Source organism: Adhaeribacter aerolatus (assembly GCF_007991635.1).
Taxonomy (GTDB): domain Bacteria; phylum Bacteroidota; class Bacteroidia; order Cytophagales; family Hymenobacteraceae; genus Adhaeribacter; species Adhaeribacter aerolatus.
Genome location: NZ_BJYS01000009.1, coordinates 61,340 through 79,695, shown reverse-complemented (window position 1 = coordinate 79,695; position 18,356 = coordinate 61,340). Strand labels below are relative to the sequence as shown.

Sequence of the window (18,356 nt, the reverse complement as noted above, 5' to 3'; positions counted from 1 at the left end):
TTACAGGTGCTGAAACTTCTGGCGGTAAACACCATCTTTACCCCTAATCTGGAGGACGTACATGCCTTTGGCCACACCGGCTAGTCTTAGGTTGTGTAAGCCGGTAGTGGTAATAGTCTGGTGTTTTACTACTTCGCCAATCAGGTTTATTACTTCCAATGTTACCGGGCTGCTTACATCAATATTTTCGGGAACCCTAATGAATAACTGGTCGGGGGTAGGATTCGGATATACCAAGAAATCGGAGGCTTGCCAGTTGTTGCTATAATTTAAATACTTAATCCGGATAGTATTGGTAAGCGAATCCACACAGCCTTTGTTGTCGGTTACCACCAGTTTAACCTGGTAGTTGCCGGGTTGCTGGTATTGTATTACAGGCGCTTTCGCCCGGCTTTCGCCTTTGTCGCCGAAGTACCAGTGCCAGCTAACGGCATTAGGCGTTTGGTCGGCAAAATTGATTAATCCATTTAAAGCCAATGTTTCCGGAGCTGGAGTATAATTAAAGGCTACCTGGGGTTTTTCTACCGCCACCATTACCGGTACCAGGGAGCTTTCGTAAAGCGAATCGGTATTGCTCACGTAGTAGGTGGTGTTGGTGTTAAGCTTGGGTGTAACATACCTTAAACCGGTACCTAAAAGTGTTTTGCGGGCATTATCGGCGTAAAACCTGAACTTAGAACCGTTTTCCGGGCTGATAACCGTTGGCGAGCCCGGACAAATGGTATCGTTTTGCACATACGGTACCGGGCTGCTCTTTACCTGCATGTAGCGGGCCTTAGCTTCCGTGGCGCTACGCTGCAGGTCCTCTAAATTATCGCCGGCTAAAATAGCAAAAGCAACCGTAATACTTTCGCCGGGAGCCAGGTAAGCAATCCGGGCGCCGGTTACATCCGAAACATCGTTGCCCTGGCCATTTAAACCGGCTTTCTGGTTTTTATCGGGCGGATTAGAAAGAGCCCGGTATTTTTTAGCATCGCTGAACCCATCCGAAAGACTGATATTTTCCAAAGGACCATACAAATTATCGATGGCATAATGGGTTGCCGGTAAATCGGAGAGTAATTTAATGCCGGCGTATACATTGCGGCGGTCTACGTTATACGCATAACCCATGTTGTGCACGGGGTCCCAGTCGGCCGCATTACGAAAAGCGCCATCAATATCCCAGTCGGTAAACATGCCGGCGTATAGGTCCTGAAACGGGCTCAATGTATTGTTGGTAATTTTGTATTCCAGCACTACAAATTTATGATTAGGCGCATCTTTCCAGGCGTAGGCCCGGTGCGTTACGCGTACGCCGGCTACATTAGCTGCGGGGAAGGAATCCTGAATGGCACCCTGCGCCGCTATATCGGCAAATTTGGGGTTAGGTAAAAACCGGACCGGCGCTACCTGATAATAGTTATTATCTGATTCGAGTAGGTGATTGCGGATATTATCAGTCACACGGCCCGGCGAAGCGCCAATCATCAGACCACCCTCGGCCAGTAAGGGGTTCCCTTTTTTATAAAACACCCCGTCGCCTTGCTGGTAGTCCAAACCATTGTAGCCAATATTGCCTTTACTCGTAATAGAAACCCCCAGGTTGTTAATGTTAATAGTCAGAAAATCGGGATTGGCTGCTACTTTAAAATATTGATAATCGTTATAACTGCCGTCGCTAAAGCCATACCGGAAATTGATGGATGAATTGAGCGGAATATCGGGGTGAATATAAATGACAAAAGCCTGATCTGTATTGGTTGCAGCATTCCGGGTGGCCAGGGCACCGGCCACATATTCTTTTTGCAAAATGGTAACGTACGGCGAGGTGCTGGAAAGTGTAATCTTTAAATTAGAGGTGGGAGAAAGCAAATTTAAAAAAGTACCGGTAATCCGTAGTGTATCACCTGCCATTAAGCTATTGCCTTTGCTAAATTGGTTCTGAATATTCCTAACCGACTTGGTATTGATTTCGGTTAGCGCCCGGTATATGTTTAGCCGGCCCCGGCCTAATCTTTCCAGAAAAGGAGTGTTAGCTGGTCGTTGGTAAATATCATCGGCGGTTATGCGGAGTTGTTCGGCAACCTGCTGGGCTGTATAGTTAGGAAACTGCTTGAAAACCAAGGCCGCCGCGCCGGCTACAATAGGAGCGGCAAAGGAAGTACCGCCGGCATACGTATATTCGTTGTTGCGGGCGCCAGTAGTCCAGATACCTACTCCCGGGGCCAGTACGTCTATTTTATTACTGTAAGTATGCGAAAAAAAACGGTTATCGCTGCCATCGGTAGAAGTAACCGAAATGACATTGTCGTAAGAGGCAGGATAAAAATCAAGGTCTCCGTTGGTGTTTCCGCCGGCGGCCACTACCACCACATTTTTATTTATAACGGCATAATTAATAATATCCTGCTCGTAAGCCGAATTAAACCCCGGCGAACCCCAGGAAATATTAATAACTTTACAGCCGTGATCGGCGGCATAAACAATGGCTTCGTACCCGGCAAAGCTGCCTTTAGCTTTAGATTGAAATACTTTAAGGGGTAACAGCTTACAATTATAACCAACCCCGGTCACGCCTTTGCCATTGTTCGCCGCCGCCGCAATAACCCCGCTTACCAAAATGCCGTGGGTATTGGCATCAGCCGAGGGGTCATTGTCGTTATCAGCCATATCCCACCCGTAGAAATTATCTACATAGCCATCTTTGTCGTCATCTACGCCATTAATCGGATCGGCATAATTGTATTTTATTTTATCTTGTAAATCTTCGTGCTTTAAATTGATGCCAGTGTCTAATACGCCAATTACCACCGATGAATCGCCCTGCTGAATATCCCAGCCCTTATAAGCCTTTATGTTTTTGAGATAATATTGGGCTCCTGTCAGCGAATCGGCCAACGGGTCGTTGGGCATTTTTAAGATTTCGGGAATATAAACGGGCTCTACATAACTTACTACACCGCTATTTAATAGTTGGGCTTTTAGTTTGTTAAACGTCAGGCCGGGGCTATATTCCAGTTCGTAAAGTAGGGTTAAATCAACTTCGCCGGGTTTTAGAAAGGGCTGTGGCGCTGCCTTCGGGAATTTTTGCTTTAAATGATAAGACTGAATAGGCTGAAGTAATTTTTTTACTTCCTTCAAAAAATAGCTTTGTAGCTCATAATCAGACTTTAACTTAAAAATGAGCGTATTAGGCTTTGTTGTAGGTGCTGCCGGTGCACCGGACTGCTGAGCCGAACAAAGAATAACCGAAAAAGTAAAAAGAATACTTAGAAAAGTTCTGGTAAAAAAGAAATGGGTAAACATTATATCATACCTGCTAACTATAAAAACAACCCTTTAAATTAGAAATTTTCCGGCTTTATGCCGAAACAGCTTCTAAATTAAGATTACACCGCCTGCCCAAATTTGTTACATTAGTCAAGCATAATATTTCCCTTAAATATATTAAAACGCTAATATATATAAGAGTTGTAAATTTCCCCAATAAAAGCGGATTAAATATTAATATACGATAATTTTTTGGGGATAATATTTTAAATAAAGGATTTTATTTCCAGGATAAAAATATTCCTGCTTTTATCCGGATTAAATATTCTGCCATTTTTAGCCCTGCCATTAAGATAATGTCAGAGGTCTGGCTAAGTTTAGTCCTGTTTTCAGAAAAGCCGCAATTTCTTTGCTTCAGCTGATAGGTAAATTCCTGCTTATCAAAATTCCGGAAAATCCGTTTGTACTTATATGGCCTTTTACCAATAGGGTTGATCTGAGTTTCTGGTAAAAAGTACCGGTTTATTTATTCTTTTCTGAGTTACTCCAAAAATATAGCGCTGTATGATAGACTTAAATGAACACGAGCAAATATTAAAACAAGCTATTAATGCTTTGCACGACCGTACTTATTTTGCCGGCTTCCCGGAAAACCCGTCGCCGGATAATTATGGCGCGGATGCCGATGCAAAAGGCCAGAAGCTATTTAATAACCTGTTAAATAAACCTTATGAGGAGTTAAGGCAAGGCGAGCCCGAAGCTTGGGTAGGGCAGGAGGAATCGCCTTATACGCAGGAGTCTTTGGGTATTAAGTATCCGTATTTCAGCCCGGGTAAGTTGGTTGCGCATGCCCAGGAAACCTTTCACCAATGGCGCAAAGTGCCGGCCGATACCCGCGCTACTATCCTGCTCGATGCCTTAAGCAATTTGCAAAATCGCTTTTTCGAGTTGGCGTATGCTACCATGCACACCACCGGTCAGGCTTTTATGATGGCATTTCAGGCTTCGGGGCCGCACGCCGCCGACCGGGCCCTGGAAGCCATTGCAGCCGGCTACGAAGAGTTAAACCGTTTTCCGAAAGAAGCTAACTGGGAAAAACCAATGGGTAAATATAACCTGAAGCTACAGAAATCCTGGGTGGCGGTACCCAAAGGGGTAGCGGTGGCCATTGGCTGCTCTACCTTCCCGACCTGGAATACCGTACCCGGCATGTTTGGCAGTTTGATAACGGGCAACCCCGTGATTGTGAAACCGCACCCTAAAAGCGTGTTGCCCATGGCGCTGATAGTGGCCGAAGTGCAGAAAGCCTTAGCAACGCATGGCCTGAACCCGCAAATCTGCCAGCTCGCCGTAGACCCCGACGACCGGTTAATCACAAAAGATCTGGCCGAACATCCAGTCGTTAAAATAATAGATTATACCGGCAATACCGCCTTTGGCAATTACCTCGAAAGTTTACCTGGCAAAATAGTGTTTACCGAAAAAGCCGGGGTTAATTCGGTTATCCTGGATTCTGCTTCGGATTTAGATAAAGTAATGCAAAACCTGGCATTTTCGGTTTCGTTGTACTCCGGGCAAATGTGTACCGCGCCGCAAAACTTCTTCATTCCCGAATCGGGCCTTAACGTAAACGGAACCCAGATTCCGTACGAACAGGTAGTGCAGAAATTTGCCGATGCCGTAAGTGCACTCATTAATAATCCGAAGGTGGGGCCACACGTGTTGGGGGCTATCCAAAGCCCGGTTACTGCCCAGCGGGTAAAGGATATGGAAAATATACCGGGTAAGCCGCTTTTAACCACTTGCGATTTAGCTAACCCGCAGTTTGCCGGGGCCCGGTTGTGCTCACCGGTTATTTACGAGGTGCCGGCCAGCGCCAAAGAAGTTTATAACCGGGAGCTTTTCGGGCCTATTGCGTTAGTTATTAAAACCCAGAATACGGAGGAGTCGATTGCTTTGGCGAAGGAATTGGCCCAGGAACACGGCGCTATCTCGTGCGGCGCGTATACTACCAACTCCGATATAAAAGAGCAGATAAAAGACGAAATGAGCCTGGCCGGAACTCCGGTTAGCTTTAATTTAACGGGCAATATTTACCTGAACCAGCATGCCAGTTTCTCCGATTTTCATGTAACGGGCGGTAATCCGGCGGGTAATGCATCTTTTACTAATCCCGAATTTATTGTGAAACGATTTACCTGGGTGGGTTTCCGGGAGCCCGTTCGGGAATAAGGTGCCGCTTACGCGCTGTACAACAAAGCAAAAGCCAGCTAAGAAGCTGGCTTTTGCTTTGTTGTACAGGTTAAATAAAAATTATTGCCAGATCTTCTTAATATCATCGGCTAAACCATCAATACCATTTTTTATATCGGTCCAGGTACTTTGGTTGGAGTCGTTGGCCGATGCATTTAGTTTCTCGGCAATTAAACTCCGCTTACGTTCCAGAGCCGCAATATGCTCATGGTAAGTATGGTTTGAGTCGGCGGTGGTAGCATGTGCCCGGCCTTGCAATATTTTTATTTTGCCATCTAATTCTTCCAGGCTTTTTCTGATTTCTTCGTGGCTTAGATGTTCCGGCGCCCGTACGCTTTCTGGTTTTGGCGGATATAAGGTCATAAGTATAGTAATTTAGTTTAGTAATTTTTATCGTTCTGATGTTCCGCTTTTATAAAGCAGAAACACTGATTAAGATAATTACTTATATTCCGGAAAAAAGATTTAAAAAGTAATCAGAATGCACTCCTAAAAGCGGCCGGATTAAATATTCTAACGGCAACGCCCGCAATCAGAAGCAACTGTTAGCCAGATCAAAAACAATAACCTGTAAAGCAGCTCTACAGGTTATTGGGTGATTTAAATTTATAATAAAATAAGCTGGTTAAATTAAGCCCGGCTAGCTGCCAGTAATCGCCTTTTGATATTCCTGCTTTGCGCAACAGCTAGTACGGGCCTGCTTTTTTATAAGGGTAGCCAAATAATTATTTACAAGTAGGATATTCTGTTTCTACAGTAGCAGTAGCCGTAGTACCGCCGGTAATTGTGGTGTTAACCACTTTGGTTTGGCTGCCGGCCGGATTATACGCCCGGTTGAAGCTATAAGCGGTTTTTAAGCTGCCATCGGGGTTGTAAACTTTGTAAGCTATCGCATTATTTTTGCTGAAATTTAAACCTGCCGATGAACTGCTGATGTTTTGCAAAACCACCACGTTTGGTAATGAGTTGGCTAGCAATTTATCATCATAAGCGGTGTATTCTTCTTCTAAATATTCAGCACCGCTGGCCGGCTGGAAGTAAGTTTTGGTTACATTGCCGCCTTCGTTGTACTCATAACGCCAATGTACTCCGCCACTCGAAACTAATTTAGTTACCTTATTATTTTCGTAATAGAAAATACGGGTTTGGAGCAGATTATTTTTGCCATCCTCCACTTTATAGTAATCAGTTTGGCTCAAGGTACCATCATTATAATAAGCAAAGGTGGTTAAATACTGCGTTCCCGCATCAACTCCTTCGCTGCTTATTTTATCAGAAATTTTTACTAACCGGCCTTGGTTATCGTATTCTGCTAAGCTCTCGGTTTTTTTACCATCTAAACCAAAATGGGTCATTTTAGATATTTTGTCACCGTTAAAGGCATATTGATTCAGCAGGACGCGCTTGCCCTGGTTATCAGTCCATTCCTTTAAGGTAGCACAGTCGGTTTCCGTCTTAGGACCATCAATTTCGTTTTCCTTACAGGAAGTGAAAATGGCGCTTGCCATAAATAAGGCAATGAGTAGGGTAGATATTTTTTGCATAGAATAAAATTTAAAAAGTTGGTTAGGCTTATAGATATAATGATTTAAAAATTAGTGTAATTTTTGTAGTGGTAAATTTTCCAAAATTTGGAAAGGGTGTTTATAAGTTTTATTATAACTTAATTGTTCACGCAGATTTTAGCTTATCTAAGTTTATCTGTTTCGTTATGCTCCTCCAGTTGTTTTCCTTTATATATAGGCACTTTTGCGGAATAAACCGGAAATAATTTATCCTGCCTGGGCTTGCCAGGACACCCTGATATATTTAGCCTTATTGAATAAATTATGGATGCAAGTAATACAAAGTATATTTCATTTCCTATAGTTATTTATACTTATATTTATATATTATTTTTGACTTTTGCCAGATTACTTTAAAAGGTTTTTGTTATGATAAAAAGCCTTCTCCCGTAAAGAGCTTCAAATTTTTATTTACAAAAAACTAAAAAGCCCGGTTGAAAGAAGTTTAGAGACCTGCTTAGTCAGCGGATGTTTTGAGAAAAAGGAGGATAAATTCGCTTAAAGCTGACTGGGTTAGCATTCCGGAGCAGAATTACTTTTCCAGTAATTATAGATGGCAGATCGAAAGGCTTTTCGCTTTACTATTATTATAAATGCTTTGGCCGAAGTTTCCGGGTATTCACCTTACTCCAGCACTTTTAACGGGTTACCTTTGCCATTTTGTCTACCAGTAATTCAGTACGCTAATTATTGGCTGTTGTGGTTATAGCTCAAAGCATAATCAGTATTCAGGATATTGCTTGCGCCACGATTTTTCTTATGATGCAAAACAAAAAAGATTAAAATGGGTTTAGTAAGCTGTTACGTTTAACCCTTTAATAATTTAAAAGCTATGAAGACTTTATATACGGCAGAGGTTACCGCTACCGGCGGCCGCAGCGGCCACGTTACCTCATCGGATGGTATAATTGATTTACCGGTTACAGTGCCGGAGGGTTTAGGAGGTAAAGGCGGTAGTACCAACCCGGAACAATTATTTGCGGCGGGGTACGCGGCTTGTTTTCAGAGTGCTTTATTGCTGGTAGCCGGCAAGGAGCGGGTGCGTTTAGAAAAAGACTCGACGGTAACGGCGCACGTAAGCCTGAACCAACTGGATAATGGTAATTATGGCTTGAGTGTAAAACTGGATGTGGATGTTAAAGGATTAGATAAGGAACAGGCTAAAAAGCTGGTTCACCAGGCGCATGAAGTTTGCCCGTACTCGGTAGGAACCCGCGGCAATATAAATGTAGAGCTAAATGTGGTGTAAGTAGTTTTAAGTTGCGCTATAAAATAAAGAACCGCCTTAGTATTCTGAGGCGGTTCTTTATTTGTAAGTAATATTAAATGATATGAAATATTTTCTTTTTTAATTTAGGCTAATACTTCTTTTACCCGCGCTGCGGCATCTTTTAATAAAACAGCGGAGTAAACTTTCAGGCCAGATTCGTCGATGATGCGGGCGCCTTCTTCGGCGTTGGTGCCTTGCAGGCGCACAATAATCGGTACCCGGATATCCCCAATATTTTTATAAGCTTCTACCACCCCGTTGGCTACGCGGTCGCAACGCACAATACCCCCGAAAATATTAATCAGAATAGCTTTTACGTTCGGATCTTTTAAGATAATCCGGAAGCCGGCTTCTACTGTTTGGGCATTGGCACTGCCGCCTACATCGAGGAAGTTGGCTGGTTCGCCGCCGGATAATTTAATAATATCCATGGTAGCCATGGCCAGACCAGCACCGTTTACCATACAGCCTACGTTACCGTCCAGTTTTACGTAATTCAGGTTATGAGCACTGGCTTCTACTTCCAGCGGATCTTCTTCGTTCAGGTCGCGTAAGTCTTCAAAAGCTTTGTGCCGGTAGAGGGCGTTATCGTCGAGGTTTACTTTCGCGTCAACGGCTAATATTTTATTGTCAGAGGTCTTTAAAACCGGGTTAATTTCAAACTGCGAAGCATCGGTATCTTCGTAAGCGCGATACAAGGCCTGAATAAATTTAACCATTTCCTTAAATGCCTCGCCTTCTAAGCCTAAGTTAAAAGCTACTTTACGCGCCTGGAAAGGCTGCAAACCTACCCGTGGATCTATCCACTCTTTTAATATTTTTTCCGGAGAGTGCTCGGCAACTTCTTCAATGTCCATACCGCCTTCGGTGCTGGCCATAATTACGTTGCGGCCTTTAGCCCGATCCAACAAAATACTCAGATAAAATTCTTTTGGCTCCGACGGACCCGGATAATACACATCCTGGGCAATTAATATTTTATGCACTGTGCGGCCTTCGGGGCCGGTTTGGTGCGTTACCAGGTTCATGCCCAAAATAGCTTTGGCATGGTCGCGCACCTGATCCAGGTTTTTGGCCAGCTTTACACCACCACCTTTACCGCGGCCACCCGCGTGAATCTGCGCTTTAACTACGTGCCAGCCCGTTCCGGTTTCGGCGGTTAAGCGTTTGGCGGCTTCCACTGCCTGGTCCGGGTTCCGGACCACAATGCCCTCCTGGATACGTACGCCGTAGCTTTTTAATATTTCTTTACCTTGATATTCGTGTATGTTCATAGGTTCAGGTTTTATCCGGCACGAAAGTAAATCATATTCCTTTTAAATTCAAACACTATTCGTTATTCGTTAACCGTTATTCGTTGTTCGGTAAATTCTGATTCGTTATTTACGTTAGGCGGAATTCGGTAATAATTTATGACCAATTTACCTTGGTTTAAGCAGTTACTAGCACGATTACCGCTAATTTCTAATACCGACCGACAGATAACGACCAACGAACAACCAATTATGGTTTGGCATACCATTGCGCCAGGACTTGCGCAGCCGGTTTATTTTGGGGCGTAAAATCGCCGTGGTAACTCCTGTTTTCCCTAAGCTGGGGGTACCACTTCCAGATATACATACCGCCAAACCAGGGCTGGTGCCACACCGATTGGAACATGGCCTCGTAACAGAGGGCCTGGGTCGCCTTTGCCTCGGGAAGATCGGCGAGGGCACCACGCTCCGGCCACTTCCAGGGTTCTATGCCCGCGTCGGGCGTACTTTTGTAACCGGCCTCAGTAAAAACAATAGGCTTTTTGTATCGCTTAGATAGCCTGGCCAGGTCCGGCAAATGCTTTTCCCAACCTTTTTTTAATTGCAATAGATTAGGGTTATTGTTTTGGGTGAGTGGGAAATAGGCCTGGACCCCGATAAAATCCAGGGCATCCCAGAATTTTATTTCTTCATACTCGAGGTACCAGTTAGCGGCATAGGTGAGTTGGCCACTATATACCTGGCGGATTTCCTTAATTAATTTGCGCCAGGCTCCCTCGTGGGTAACGGCCGGTTTGTGCAGTTCAGTACCAATGCAGAGCGCTTCTATCTGTTCCTGCTGGGCCAATTGGGCATAGTGTAAAATAAAAGTCCGGTAATTGGCAAACCATTCCTGCCATTGGGCTTCGGTGGACATGTCTATGTCGCCCAGCCATTTGCCCGAGCGATCGTGCAGCCAGATGTGCGGTTTTAATAAAGTTTTGATGCCTAATTTTTTTGCCTGGCGGGTGGTATGAATAAGACCCAGATCGCTTTCACCCCAAAATGCGCGGGAGGCATTGGTTTTTAATCTTATTTCGGGAGAATTATAAGCGCCCTGCCAGCCAAAAGGCGTTTGTGAGATCCATTGAATATTATTTTGTTTTAATTGTTGGAGTTGCTCTACGCTTACCGAGTCGGCGGCAACCCAACTTACGCCGCGCATAATTTGCTGACGAGGCCAATAGGCGTTAGAAGCATGCTCATTCAGAGTGCCCTTGCCGGGTACTTTAAATATCCAGCAAATAAAAGCCAGGCTTAAAAGGGTAGCGCCAAACAGAAACAACTTGCCTTTTTTCCCCATCTTTCATTAAGATTACTTCCTTAAAATTCAAGTTATAAATTTTATAAGTTTATACCATCAGGTAGCCGGTAAATAATATTTATTTATAATTGCAAAACCGGTAGTGGGCGTTTATAGCTTTTGTTTTAACCAAGGTGGATGCATTTCTAGCTACAGTTGTTAGGATTACTACCACCTTAGGTATACCCCGATAAAAAAAGCTCTAACCGGTTTAAACGGCTAGAGCTTTTTAGGAAAAGGAGATCTGCCCGGCAGATTCCTTTTGAAGTTAAAAACTAAAGATTAAACGTTATTCCCGCACAATCTTAACATTCTGAACGCCGCTTTTGGTAACGAGTTTGGCCACATAGATGCCGGAAGGCAAATTGCCGGCCTCCCACGTTACCCGCACTAACTCGTTGGCTTTGGCATTACCTTTTTGCATGGTTTTAATCAGCGCGCCTTTCATATCAAAAATGCTCAGGGTATAGGCTTCGTCTTTAGCCAAAGAGAATTCAATAGCTGTACTGGCGGTGAATGGATTTGGATAAGCACTTAAAGCCTTGTCTGTACCAGTAGCGAAGAATTCTTCCGATCCTGCTGGATTTCTGGCAGTGAGTAAACTGGTAGATTCAAAAGGCATCAGGTGCGCACCGGCAATCGGAGCCTGCATGGTACCATCCGGCAGTTTCCAGGCTACATTTACATTATCCAGTCCAACTCCTTCTTTATGCAAAGCCTCGATATAATAACGACGGCCAGCTTGCAAATAGACAGTTTTAGATTGCTGCGAGGCATCTTTGGTATACTGATCCGCCCCGGTCGTACTGCTCAGATAAGCAATCATCTGTTTATTGGCAGGATTATCATCGGTACTTAAAAACAAATCAGCCTGATCGTCGCCTGCGATGTAGAAGACATAGTTACCGGAGGTTGGCGGGCAAATATAACCCCTCATCCGGGCACCAAAGTAATCGGCTACGTTGGCAGGGCTGCTAAATGAAGTTTGTTTTCTTGAACCGTTAGGGGTGGTGTTAACGGGTATTTGCGAAACGCCATACCAGGCCGGTACATTTAACCAATAGTCGTAAGAAATACTTCCGGTGCCGGCACAAGCCGTCGTAGTAGGAGCTGGTGCAGGAGCGGTAATAGTAGCCGGCGCAACGGTAATATTTACCAGAGCCGAAGTGGTGGTCAAGCCCGCGTTATCGGTAGCTTTGGCCGTAACAGTGTAAGAACCGGCGCTTACATTGCTCCAAGTAAAGCTGTACGGACTGCTCAGGTCTTCGCCCAGTTTAGTAGTACCGTTAAAGAACTCTACTTTGCTTACACTGCCATCCGAATCGCTGGCATTAGCCGCCAGACTAACACTGGCCGGGGCGATAAAGCTGTTGCTGGTACTAGGTGAGGTTAGTGCTACAACAGGTGCTGCCGGCGCGGGTGCAGATGCGGTACTGTTCTGAGTCAATACCGAAACCGTTACCGGTGCAGAAGTAGCCGTAATGCCACTAGTGGTAAAAACTTTAGCTGTAATGGTATAAGTACCGGCTGCGGCGTTTATTACGTAAATCTCATAAGGTGCCCAGGTTTTTTCTCCCAGTTTAGTTGAACCATTGTAGAATTCAACTTTACTGATGCCACCATCATTGGTAGTGGCGTTAGCAGCCAAATATAAGTTGGTTGGAATTACCTGCGAACTATTGGTAACCGGAGCTGTAATTGCAATGGTAACACCAGCTGTGCTTGGGGCAGGAGCAGGCACCGGCGCCGGTGCTGTGGTGGTAGTTGCCGGCGCCACGGTAATATTTACCGGAGCCGAAGTGGTGGACAAGCCCGCGTTATCGGTTGCTTTGGCCGTAAGGGTGTACGAACCGGCGCTTACATTGCTCCAGGTAAAGCTGTACGGACTGCTCAGGTCTTCGCCCAGTTTAGTAGTGCCGTTAAAGAACTCTACTTTGCTTACACTGCCATCCGAATCGCTGGCATTAGCCGCCAGGCTAACACTAGCCGGGGCGATAAAGCTGCTGCTGGTACTAGGCGAGGTTAGTGCTACAACAGGTGCTGCCGGCGCGGGTGCGGCTGGTGCGGCTGGTGCTGCTAAAGGCGTTTGAACCGTTACATTAACCGGAGCCGAAGTGGAAGAAAGTCCTGTATTATCGATTGCTTTAGCGGTTAACGAGTAATTACCCGTCGCCACGTTCTGCCAGGTGAAATTGTAAGGGCTGCTGGTATCCTCGCCTAACTTTACACTTCCTAGATAAAACTCTACTTTGCTCACCGAACCATCCGAATCTACTGCATTCGCGCTAATATTGATGATGGCTGGCGCCAGTAAACTGGTGCTGGCGGTTGGCGATGTAATATTTACCGTTGGCGCAGCACTGTTAGTGGTATTGGAGGTGCCAACAGTAACCGTTACGGGAGCCGAAGTAGCAGAAGTACCGGCGTTGTCGGTAGCTTTAGCTGTAATATCGTAAGTACCGGCAATTACATTATTCCAGTTAAATGAATAAGGCGCCGTGGTGCTTTCACCCAGTTTAATAGTGCCATAAAAATATTCAACCTTGCTGATAGAACCGTTGGCATCAGAGGCATTGGCGGTAATAGAGATGCCCGCCGGTGCCTTAAAGCTGCTGGTAGTGGTTGGCGATGCAATACTAACCGTAGGGGAAGTATTTATTATTGTTCCATAATTTACCACATTAAACTTTACCGGCGCCGAGGTGCCTACTGCGCCATTGCTGCCGTAAGCCCGGGCCGTAATGGTGTAAATACCGGTTGGGATGTTCATCCAGTGTATTTCAAAAGGTGCATAACCCCGGTCCGCTATCTTGTTACCGTTGGCATAGAATTCTACCCGGCTGATACTGCCATTGGTTAGTTCTGCATTGGCTAAAATATGCACATTGGTAGGCGCATAGATGGTGCTGTTATCGCCGGGCGTTACAATCGAAACAGTAGGAGCCGTAGCCGTTAAGGCGGTAACCATTATTGGCTCCGAGGTGGTAACGCTACCCGCGTTATCGGTAGCCTTGGCCGTTATTGAATAAGTACCAATGGACACATTATACCAGCTAAACGAATAAGGGCTGCTCAGGTCTTCGCCTATTTTGGTGTTGCCGTTAAAGAATTCAACTTTGGTAATAGTACCATCCGAATCCGAAGCATTGGTCGAAATATTAAAGGTGGCCGGAGCGGCAGTACTACTGTTGGCTGTTGGCGCTGTGAGGGCAATGGTTGGTTCGGCATTAGTTGTTTTGGTAATGCTAACCGCGGCCGATGTGGTAACTTGCCCGCTGCCATTAGTTGCTTTGGCTGTTAACGAATGTGTACCCGCCGGGGCATTGGTCCACGTAAAGCTATAAGGGCTGCTCAGGTCTTCGCCAATCTTGGTAGAACCGGCAAAAAACTCAACTTTTGCAATTGGTGCATTAGCGTCTGCAGCGGTAGCCGTTATCGTAATCTGTTCAGATGCGCCGAATACAGCATTGGCGGTAGGAGCGGTAATCGTAACCCCATTGTTCGGTGCGGTTAGTTTCAGTTCTACGGTGTATTTCTCGGTGAGGGCACCGGCAGTAACGGTAATGGTTGCTTTATGGGTTCCGATTGGTAAGCCTGCCGGATTGGCGGTCAGTTCTATCAGGCTAATGCCTCTTTCATCTTCAATAGTACCACCGTTGGCAGAAAAGGTAAGCCAGGTAGCACTGCTGGTGGCAGCCCAATTCATAGCGGTATAGCCAGCGTTGTATAAAACAAAATTTGTTTTAACCGCGCTGCCGCCTGCTTTGCCTTCCATATCAACTACGTGCTGGGGCGCTTCAATTATAGCACCGGGCAGTAAACCGTCATAAATTTGACTAACGCCAGAATAGCTATTTTCCCGGAAGGCCATTTTAGTGCCGACTGGCAGGGCTTTACTTACCCCGTTGAAATTATTTTTATAGAAAAGCAAATTGGCTAATCCTACTTGGCCGGTAATTAAACCCTGCGGAGCATTATTTATGGCGTTATGCTCGTAAACACTGGCGTTTAATACCCCACTTGCCTGGGGCAAACTGTTGTAGAAACCAGATACTACCGCCGATTCTACCGTGTTGTTGCGGTAAGTTATTCCCAGCATAAACGTACCTTCGTTTCTGGAGAAACGACCTACTTCGTTGTACATTCCCCACCGCACATTCCGCATGGTGTTGTTGGTGAAGAGGTTGAAATAGTTTGGATCCATCCCCGTGGTGTGCTGCGTGGACCAGTTGGCAATGCCCTGCCGCAAATCATTCATGATGTTGTTATCGGCAATTACGTTAAAGGAACCGCCAAATGGCTCAACAGCCGCGGCCGCAATATGGGTAGGACTGGTAGAGGCCCGGTCTTTACCATCGAAGTAGTTTTTGTAAATGGCAATGCGGTCGGCAAAATCACCTACCACCATGTAACTGCTGGCATCCGGAAGTACGTTCCAGGGTTCATCCAGGGTTATGATACCGCCGCTGTTGGTAATTATCCGGCGGGTCTGGCCCAAGCCTCGCCCTTTTACAATTGCTACATACTTAGAGTTAGATTCGTTGGTATAGCCACTAAGCCCATTCAGGGTGGTAGAAGTGGCCGAAGATGAAGAAGGATAGCCAGCCCAGGAAGCCAGGTTACCTTCCCATAAAAATTGCTCGCCGGAGTTCTGATCTACGTCGCCGGCTGGCCGGGGCGTAAGATCGTAAGTAATATTATTGGCTAAATAAGTTAAGTGGTTGCTGCCCCAAGAGCCATTTCCTACAAAGAACCGGCCTTTGCCCCAACCAGCACCACTTGATAAATTGGAATTATCTAAATCGCGGCAGGTAGAGCGGGTCATGCTGATGCCGGCACCGCCCCAGGTGTGCAGGGCCATGTCGCTGTCGTTGGTCATGTAGAAGTTATTCCGATCGATAAAAAGCTGGGAGCAATTTCCCAGGAAGGTAGAAATTCCAATATGATCGGTATTGGTCATAAATACCCGGCGGCTGTTGTGCAGATCCAGCAGGTTAAATCCTTTAAAATTAAACCGAACGTTGTTTATCCAAACATCCTGGCAATCCCGCAGAATAATGGGTTTATCGCGGTTACCCCGGAAGTTATTATTCGTGTCGAAGCCCATGTCGCTAATCGAAAAGGTTCGGGCCACATTGCCGAATACCATGCCGTATTCTGAGTAAAAGTTAGGAGCGCATTTAACGATCGTGTTGTTTCGGCCATCGCCTTTCCATTTTACATCATTATAAATGTGCAGGTAACTGGTTATCATGTAAGTGCCGGCCGGGAAATAAACTGTAGCACCCGGCGATTGGCGGGCTGCGTCAATCGCTTTCCGGATGGCATCGGTATCGTTATTATAGCCGTTACCGGCGGCACCATAATTTTTAACGTTAAAAACGGTGCTGGTCCATTGCGGCCCGTCATAAATAGTTAATGGTTGTGGGCCGCTCCAGCCGTACTGGCCACCATGTCCATTATGAGCCCAAATTTCATATTCGCCATTTGGTAAACCAGATGGTACCGTAAAATCTACCCGGTAAGGGTTTACATCGGTAATATTAACCCATTGGCCGCCGCCACCAACTGCTTTCAGGTACACATAAGAACGCAGGGTGTCATTGTTCTGGGCTAAGTTTCGGCCAAACACCGATACAGTTTGGTTGCGGGTTGCTTTCTCAGGCCCGGCCCACCAAACATCGGTTTTGTTTACGGCAATAGGGGCGCCGTACCCCGCTTCGTTGCCGGGCCAAATCAGATACATCGACCAGCCCGGTAAATCTTTTGGCATTGTTATGACGGCCTTGTCATTATCCAAGCGCTGAATCTGCGCTTCTTTCTGAGTTGAATTCCGGCCGTAGATCAGGAAACGGGTGTCTTTTCCTTCATCGGTACCGGTATACCGCGAAAAGTTTACTCCGGTAAGTACAATTGATTCATCGGGGCCGGCCGTGCGGGTCCACTCAGCGGCCTGAGGAGCGGAAGATGAAGCTGCGCCACTAACAGGAGGTGTAAAGGCATCGCCGGGAGCAGCCGGTTCCGGACTAGGTTTGGTTATGCGCGGTATGGCAGGGTAAGTAGTTTGCGCTTGTAGAGAGAGGAAATTGCCCCAGGTTAGAAGAACGATTAAAAGACGTAGGATTTGCTGTCGTCGTCTTGGCTGTGTTTTGGGTAGTATTAAGGACATTATAGCACTGATTTAATTAAAGTTTCTGTAGATTTTTTTCGATAGACTGAAATTTGAATGTTGGTAAATGGTAATTGGATATTTTTAATTTTAAGGGATAACCGAAAAAGTTTTAATAGGAGTGTGTAGCTGATTTTCTAAACTCTCCTGTAAGCTTTTTGTAACTGGTTTGTCTTTCTATGAGCGGTAAAAATGAATTCGGAAAGTAAGTGTAGAAAGACAAAGCATAAAAAAGTTGATTACTGTACCAAAATTTTCTGCTATCGGTCAAAAAAAGCTAAAACATTGTTCTTATTGCTCTGTTCTGCAACCTTTTGAAAGTCAAGGAATAAGCAATATTTCCGGGGTTTGCCCCTTTATTAAGATTGATTGCACTTTTTTATTTTTTTTAACCGTATCGACTTTGTCGAAACTTTACATAATCCATAACGTATAATAAAAGTTTGAAAACTGCTGTCGGGTTATTTTTACCGCCGCAAACCTACTCTATAAAAATTTAAAAGCAAAATGGGGTAGTATTTTTAGAAAAAATGCAGAAAAAGGCCAAATATTTATATCGATTCCTAATTTGAGTGTTTAAATAGTGAGCGAGGAAATACTTGCGGTAGGTACAATGATTAATGATTGAATATAAGTTTGTAGAATATAATATTTTATATATTTATTATAGATAAATATTATCCAATTTTTATTTGTATATACAAAAAAACCGCAATGTTATTTTGAATATAATCCTAAAAAAAATGATTTTTATATAGGTTTTTGCTATCCTCTTTCTGCTACATTTTTTATTTATAATAGTATGAGTGCTAGTATTTTTGAGTTGCATTTGAGTGCCTGAATTTTCATATTAATCAGGACTTTTGATTAGAGGCGTATTGAAAAATATTTAATAAAATATTTATTTTATTAAATATTTTAATATTGCAGATTACCCAAATGCGCTAGTTGTATTAAATTTATTTCGCTGAAACTAAGTAATATTTATTGTTGAGGTTCAGATTAAAATTAGATTAAAACAATATTAATTTTAGTAAATCTCTTATATGGTCTGTGTAGATTTAAAGCAGAATGGCCTGATTAAACTGAAACGTAATTTACAAAAGGATTAACTTCGTATAAATCGGCCCTAAATTTAGCTTTAAAGTCAATTGGTTCAGCCTGTAGGCTTTCTTTTGTTACCTCCTGTTTTGTTGTCTTTGTTTGCGGAAGAATATTATTTGAACAGAAATTTTCTCTATTACGGGTTCTG

8 protein-coding genes are annotated in these 18,356 nt (G+C 44.6%); 2 read left to right on the top strand and 6 right to left on the bottom strand.

The features are described from left to right. Nucleotides 1-3,123: a S8 family serine peptidase gene (locus tag AAE02nite_RS08150; protein WP_170252549.1), complete on the bottom strand. Its 3,123-nt coding sequence runs from the start codon at nt 3,121-3,123 to the stop codon at nt 1-3. 693 nt (nt 3,124-3,816) lie between these two features. On the opposite strand from AAE02nite_RS08150, the gene paaN reads away from it, so the two are divergent. Beyond that, nucleotides 3,817-5,484 carry a phenylacetic acid degradation protein PaaN gene (gene paaN / locus AAE02nite_RS08145; protein WP_146896846.1) on the top strand — a complete coding sequence of 556 codons (1,668 nt, stop codon included), beginning with the start codon at nt 3,817-3,819 and terminating at the stop codon, nt 5,482-5,484. 81 nt (nt 5,485-5,565) lie between these two features. Here the strand turns inward: paaN and AAE02nite_RS08140 are convergent, their stop codons facing one another. Together AAE02nite_RS08140 and AAE02nite_RS08135 are read right to left on the bottom strand one after the other, a co-directional pair. After that, nucleotides 5,566-5,868: a sll1863 family stress response protein gene (locus AAE02nite_RS08140; protein WP_146896843.1), complete on the bottom strand. Its 303-nt coding sequence runs from the start codon at nt 5,866-5,868 to the stop codon at nt 5,566-5,568. 362 nt (nt 5,869-6,230) lie between these two features. Continuing rightward, a complete protein-coding gene (locus tag AAE02nite_RS08135) occupies nt 6,231-7,049 on the bottom strand; it encodes a hypothetical protein (protein WP_146896841.1) in 819 nt (272 codons plus the stop codon). An 853-nt stretch (nt 7,050-7,902) separates the two neighbouring features. Between AAE02nite_RS08135 and AAE02nite_RS08130 the strand changes: the two genes are divergently transcribed. Continuing rightward, nucleotides 7,903-8,319, top strand: coding sequence for an organic hydroperoxide resistance protein (locus tag AAE02nite_RS08130; protein ID WP_146896840.1), 417 nt, complete (start codon nt 7,903-7,905; stop codon nt 8,317-8,319). A gap of 104 nt (nt 8,320-8,423) precedes the next feature. Here the strand turns inward: AAE02nite_RS08130 and sucC are convergent, their stop codons facing one another. The 3 genes from sucC to AAE02nite_RS08115 all read right to left on the bottom strand — a co-directional run bounded on the left by sucC (nt 8,424) and on the right by AAE02nite_RS08115 (nt 17,104). Then, nucleotides 8,424-9,614, bottom strand: coding sequence for an ADP-forming succinate--CoA ligase subunit beta (gene sucC / locus AAE02nite_RS08125; RefSeq protein ID WP_146896838.1), 1,191 nt, complete (start codon nt 9,612-9,614; stop codon nt 8,424-8,426). Between the two features lie 229 nt (nt 9,615-9,843). Next, complete coding sequence (locus AAE02nite_RS08120) at nt 9,844-10,935, bottom strand: glycoside hydrolase family 113 (RefSeq protein WP_246150889.1); 1,092 nt, start codon at nt 10,933-10,935, stop codon at nt 9,844-9,846. Between the two features lie 289 nt (nt 10,936-11,224). Then, on the bottom strand, nt 11,225-17,104 hold the full coding sequence (locus AAE02nite_RS08115) for an Ig-like domain-containing protein (protein ID WP_146896836.1): 5,880 nt from the start codon (nt 17,102-17,104) through the stop codon (nt 11,225-11,227). Nucleotides 17,105-18,356: the final 1,252 nt, after the last annotated feature.

Excerpts from the sequence above, each read along its gene's own strand:
- paaN (WP_146896846.1), top strand. The coding sequence starts at position 3,817 with ATGATAGACTTAAATGAACACGAGCAAATATTAAAACAAGCTATTAAT.
- AAE02nite_RS08140 (WP_146896843.1), bottom strand. The coding sequence starts at position 5,868 with ATGACCTTATATCCGCCAAAACCAGAAAGCGTACGGGCGCCGGAACAT.
- AAE02nite_RS08135 (WP_146896841.1), bottom strand. The coding sequence starts at position 7,049 with ATGCAAAAAATATCTACCCTACTCATTGCCTTATTTATGGCAAGCGCC.
- AAE02nite_RS08130 (WP_146896840.1), top strand. The coding sequence starts at position 7,903 with ATGAAGACTTTATATACGGCAGAGGTTACCGCTACCGGCGGCCGCAGC.
- sucC (WP_146896838.1), bottom strand. The coding sequence starts at position 9,614 with ATGAACATACACGAATATCAAGGTAAAGAAATATTAAAAAGCTACGGC.
- AAE02nite_RS08120 (WP_246150889.1), bottom strand. The coding sequence starts at position 10,935 with ATGGGGAAAAAAGGCAAGTTGTTTCTGTTTGGCGCTACCCTTTTAAGC.
- AAE02nite_RS08115 (WP_146896836.1), bottom strand. The coding sequence starts at position 17,104 with ATGTCCTTAATACTACCCAAAACACAGCCAAGACGACGACAGCAAATC.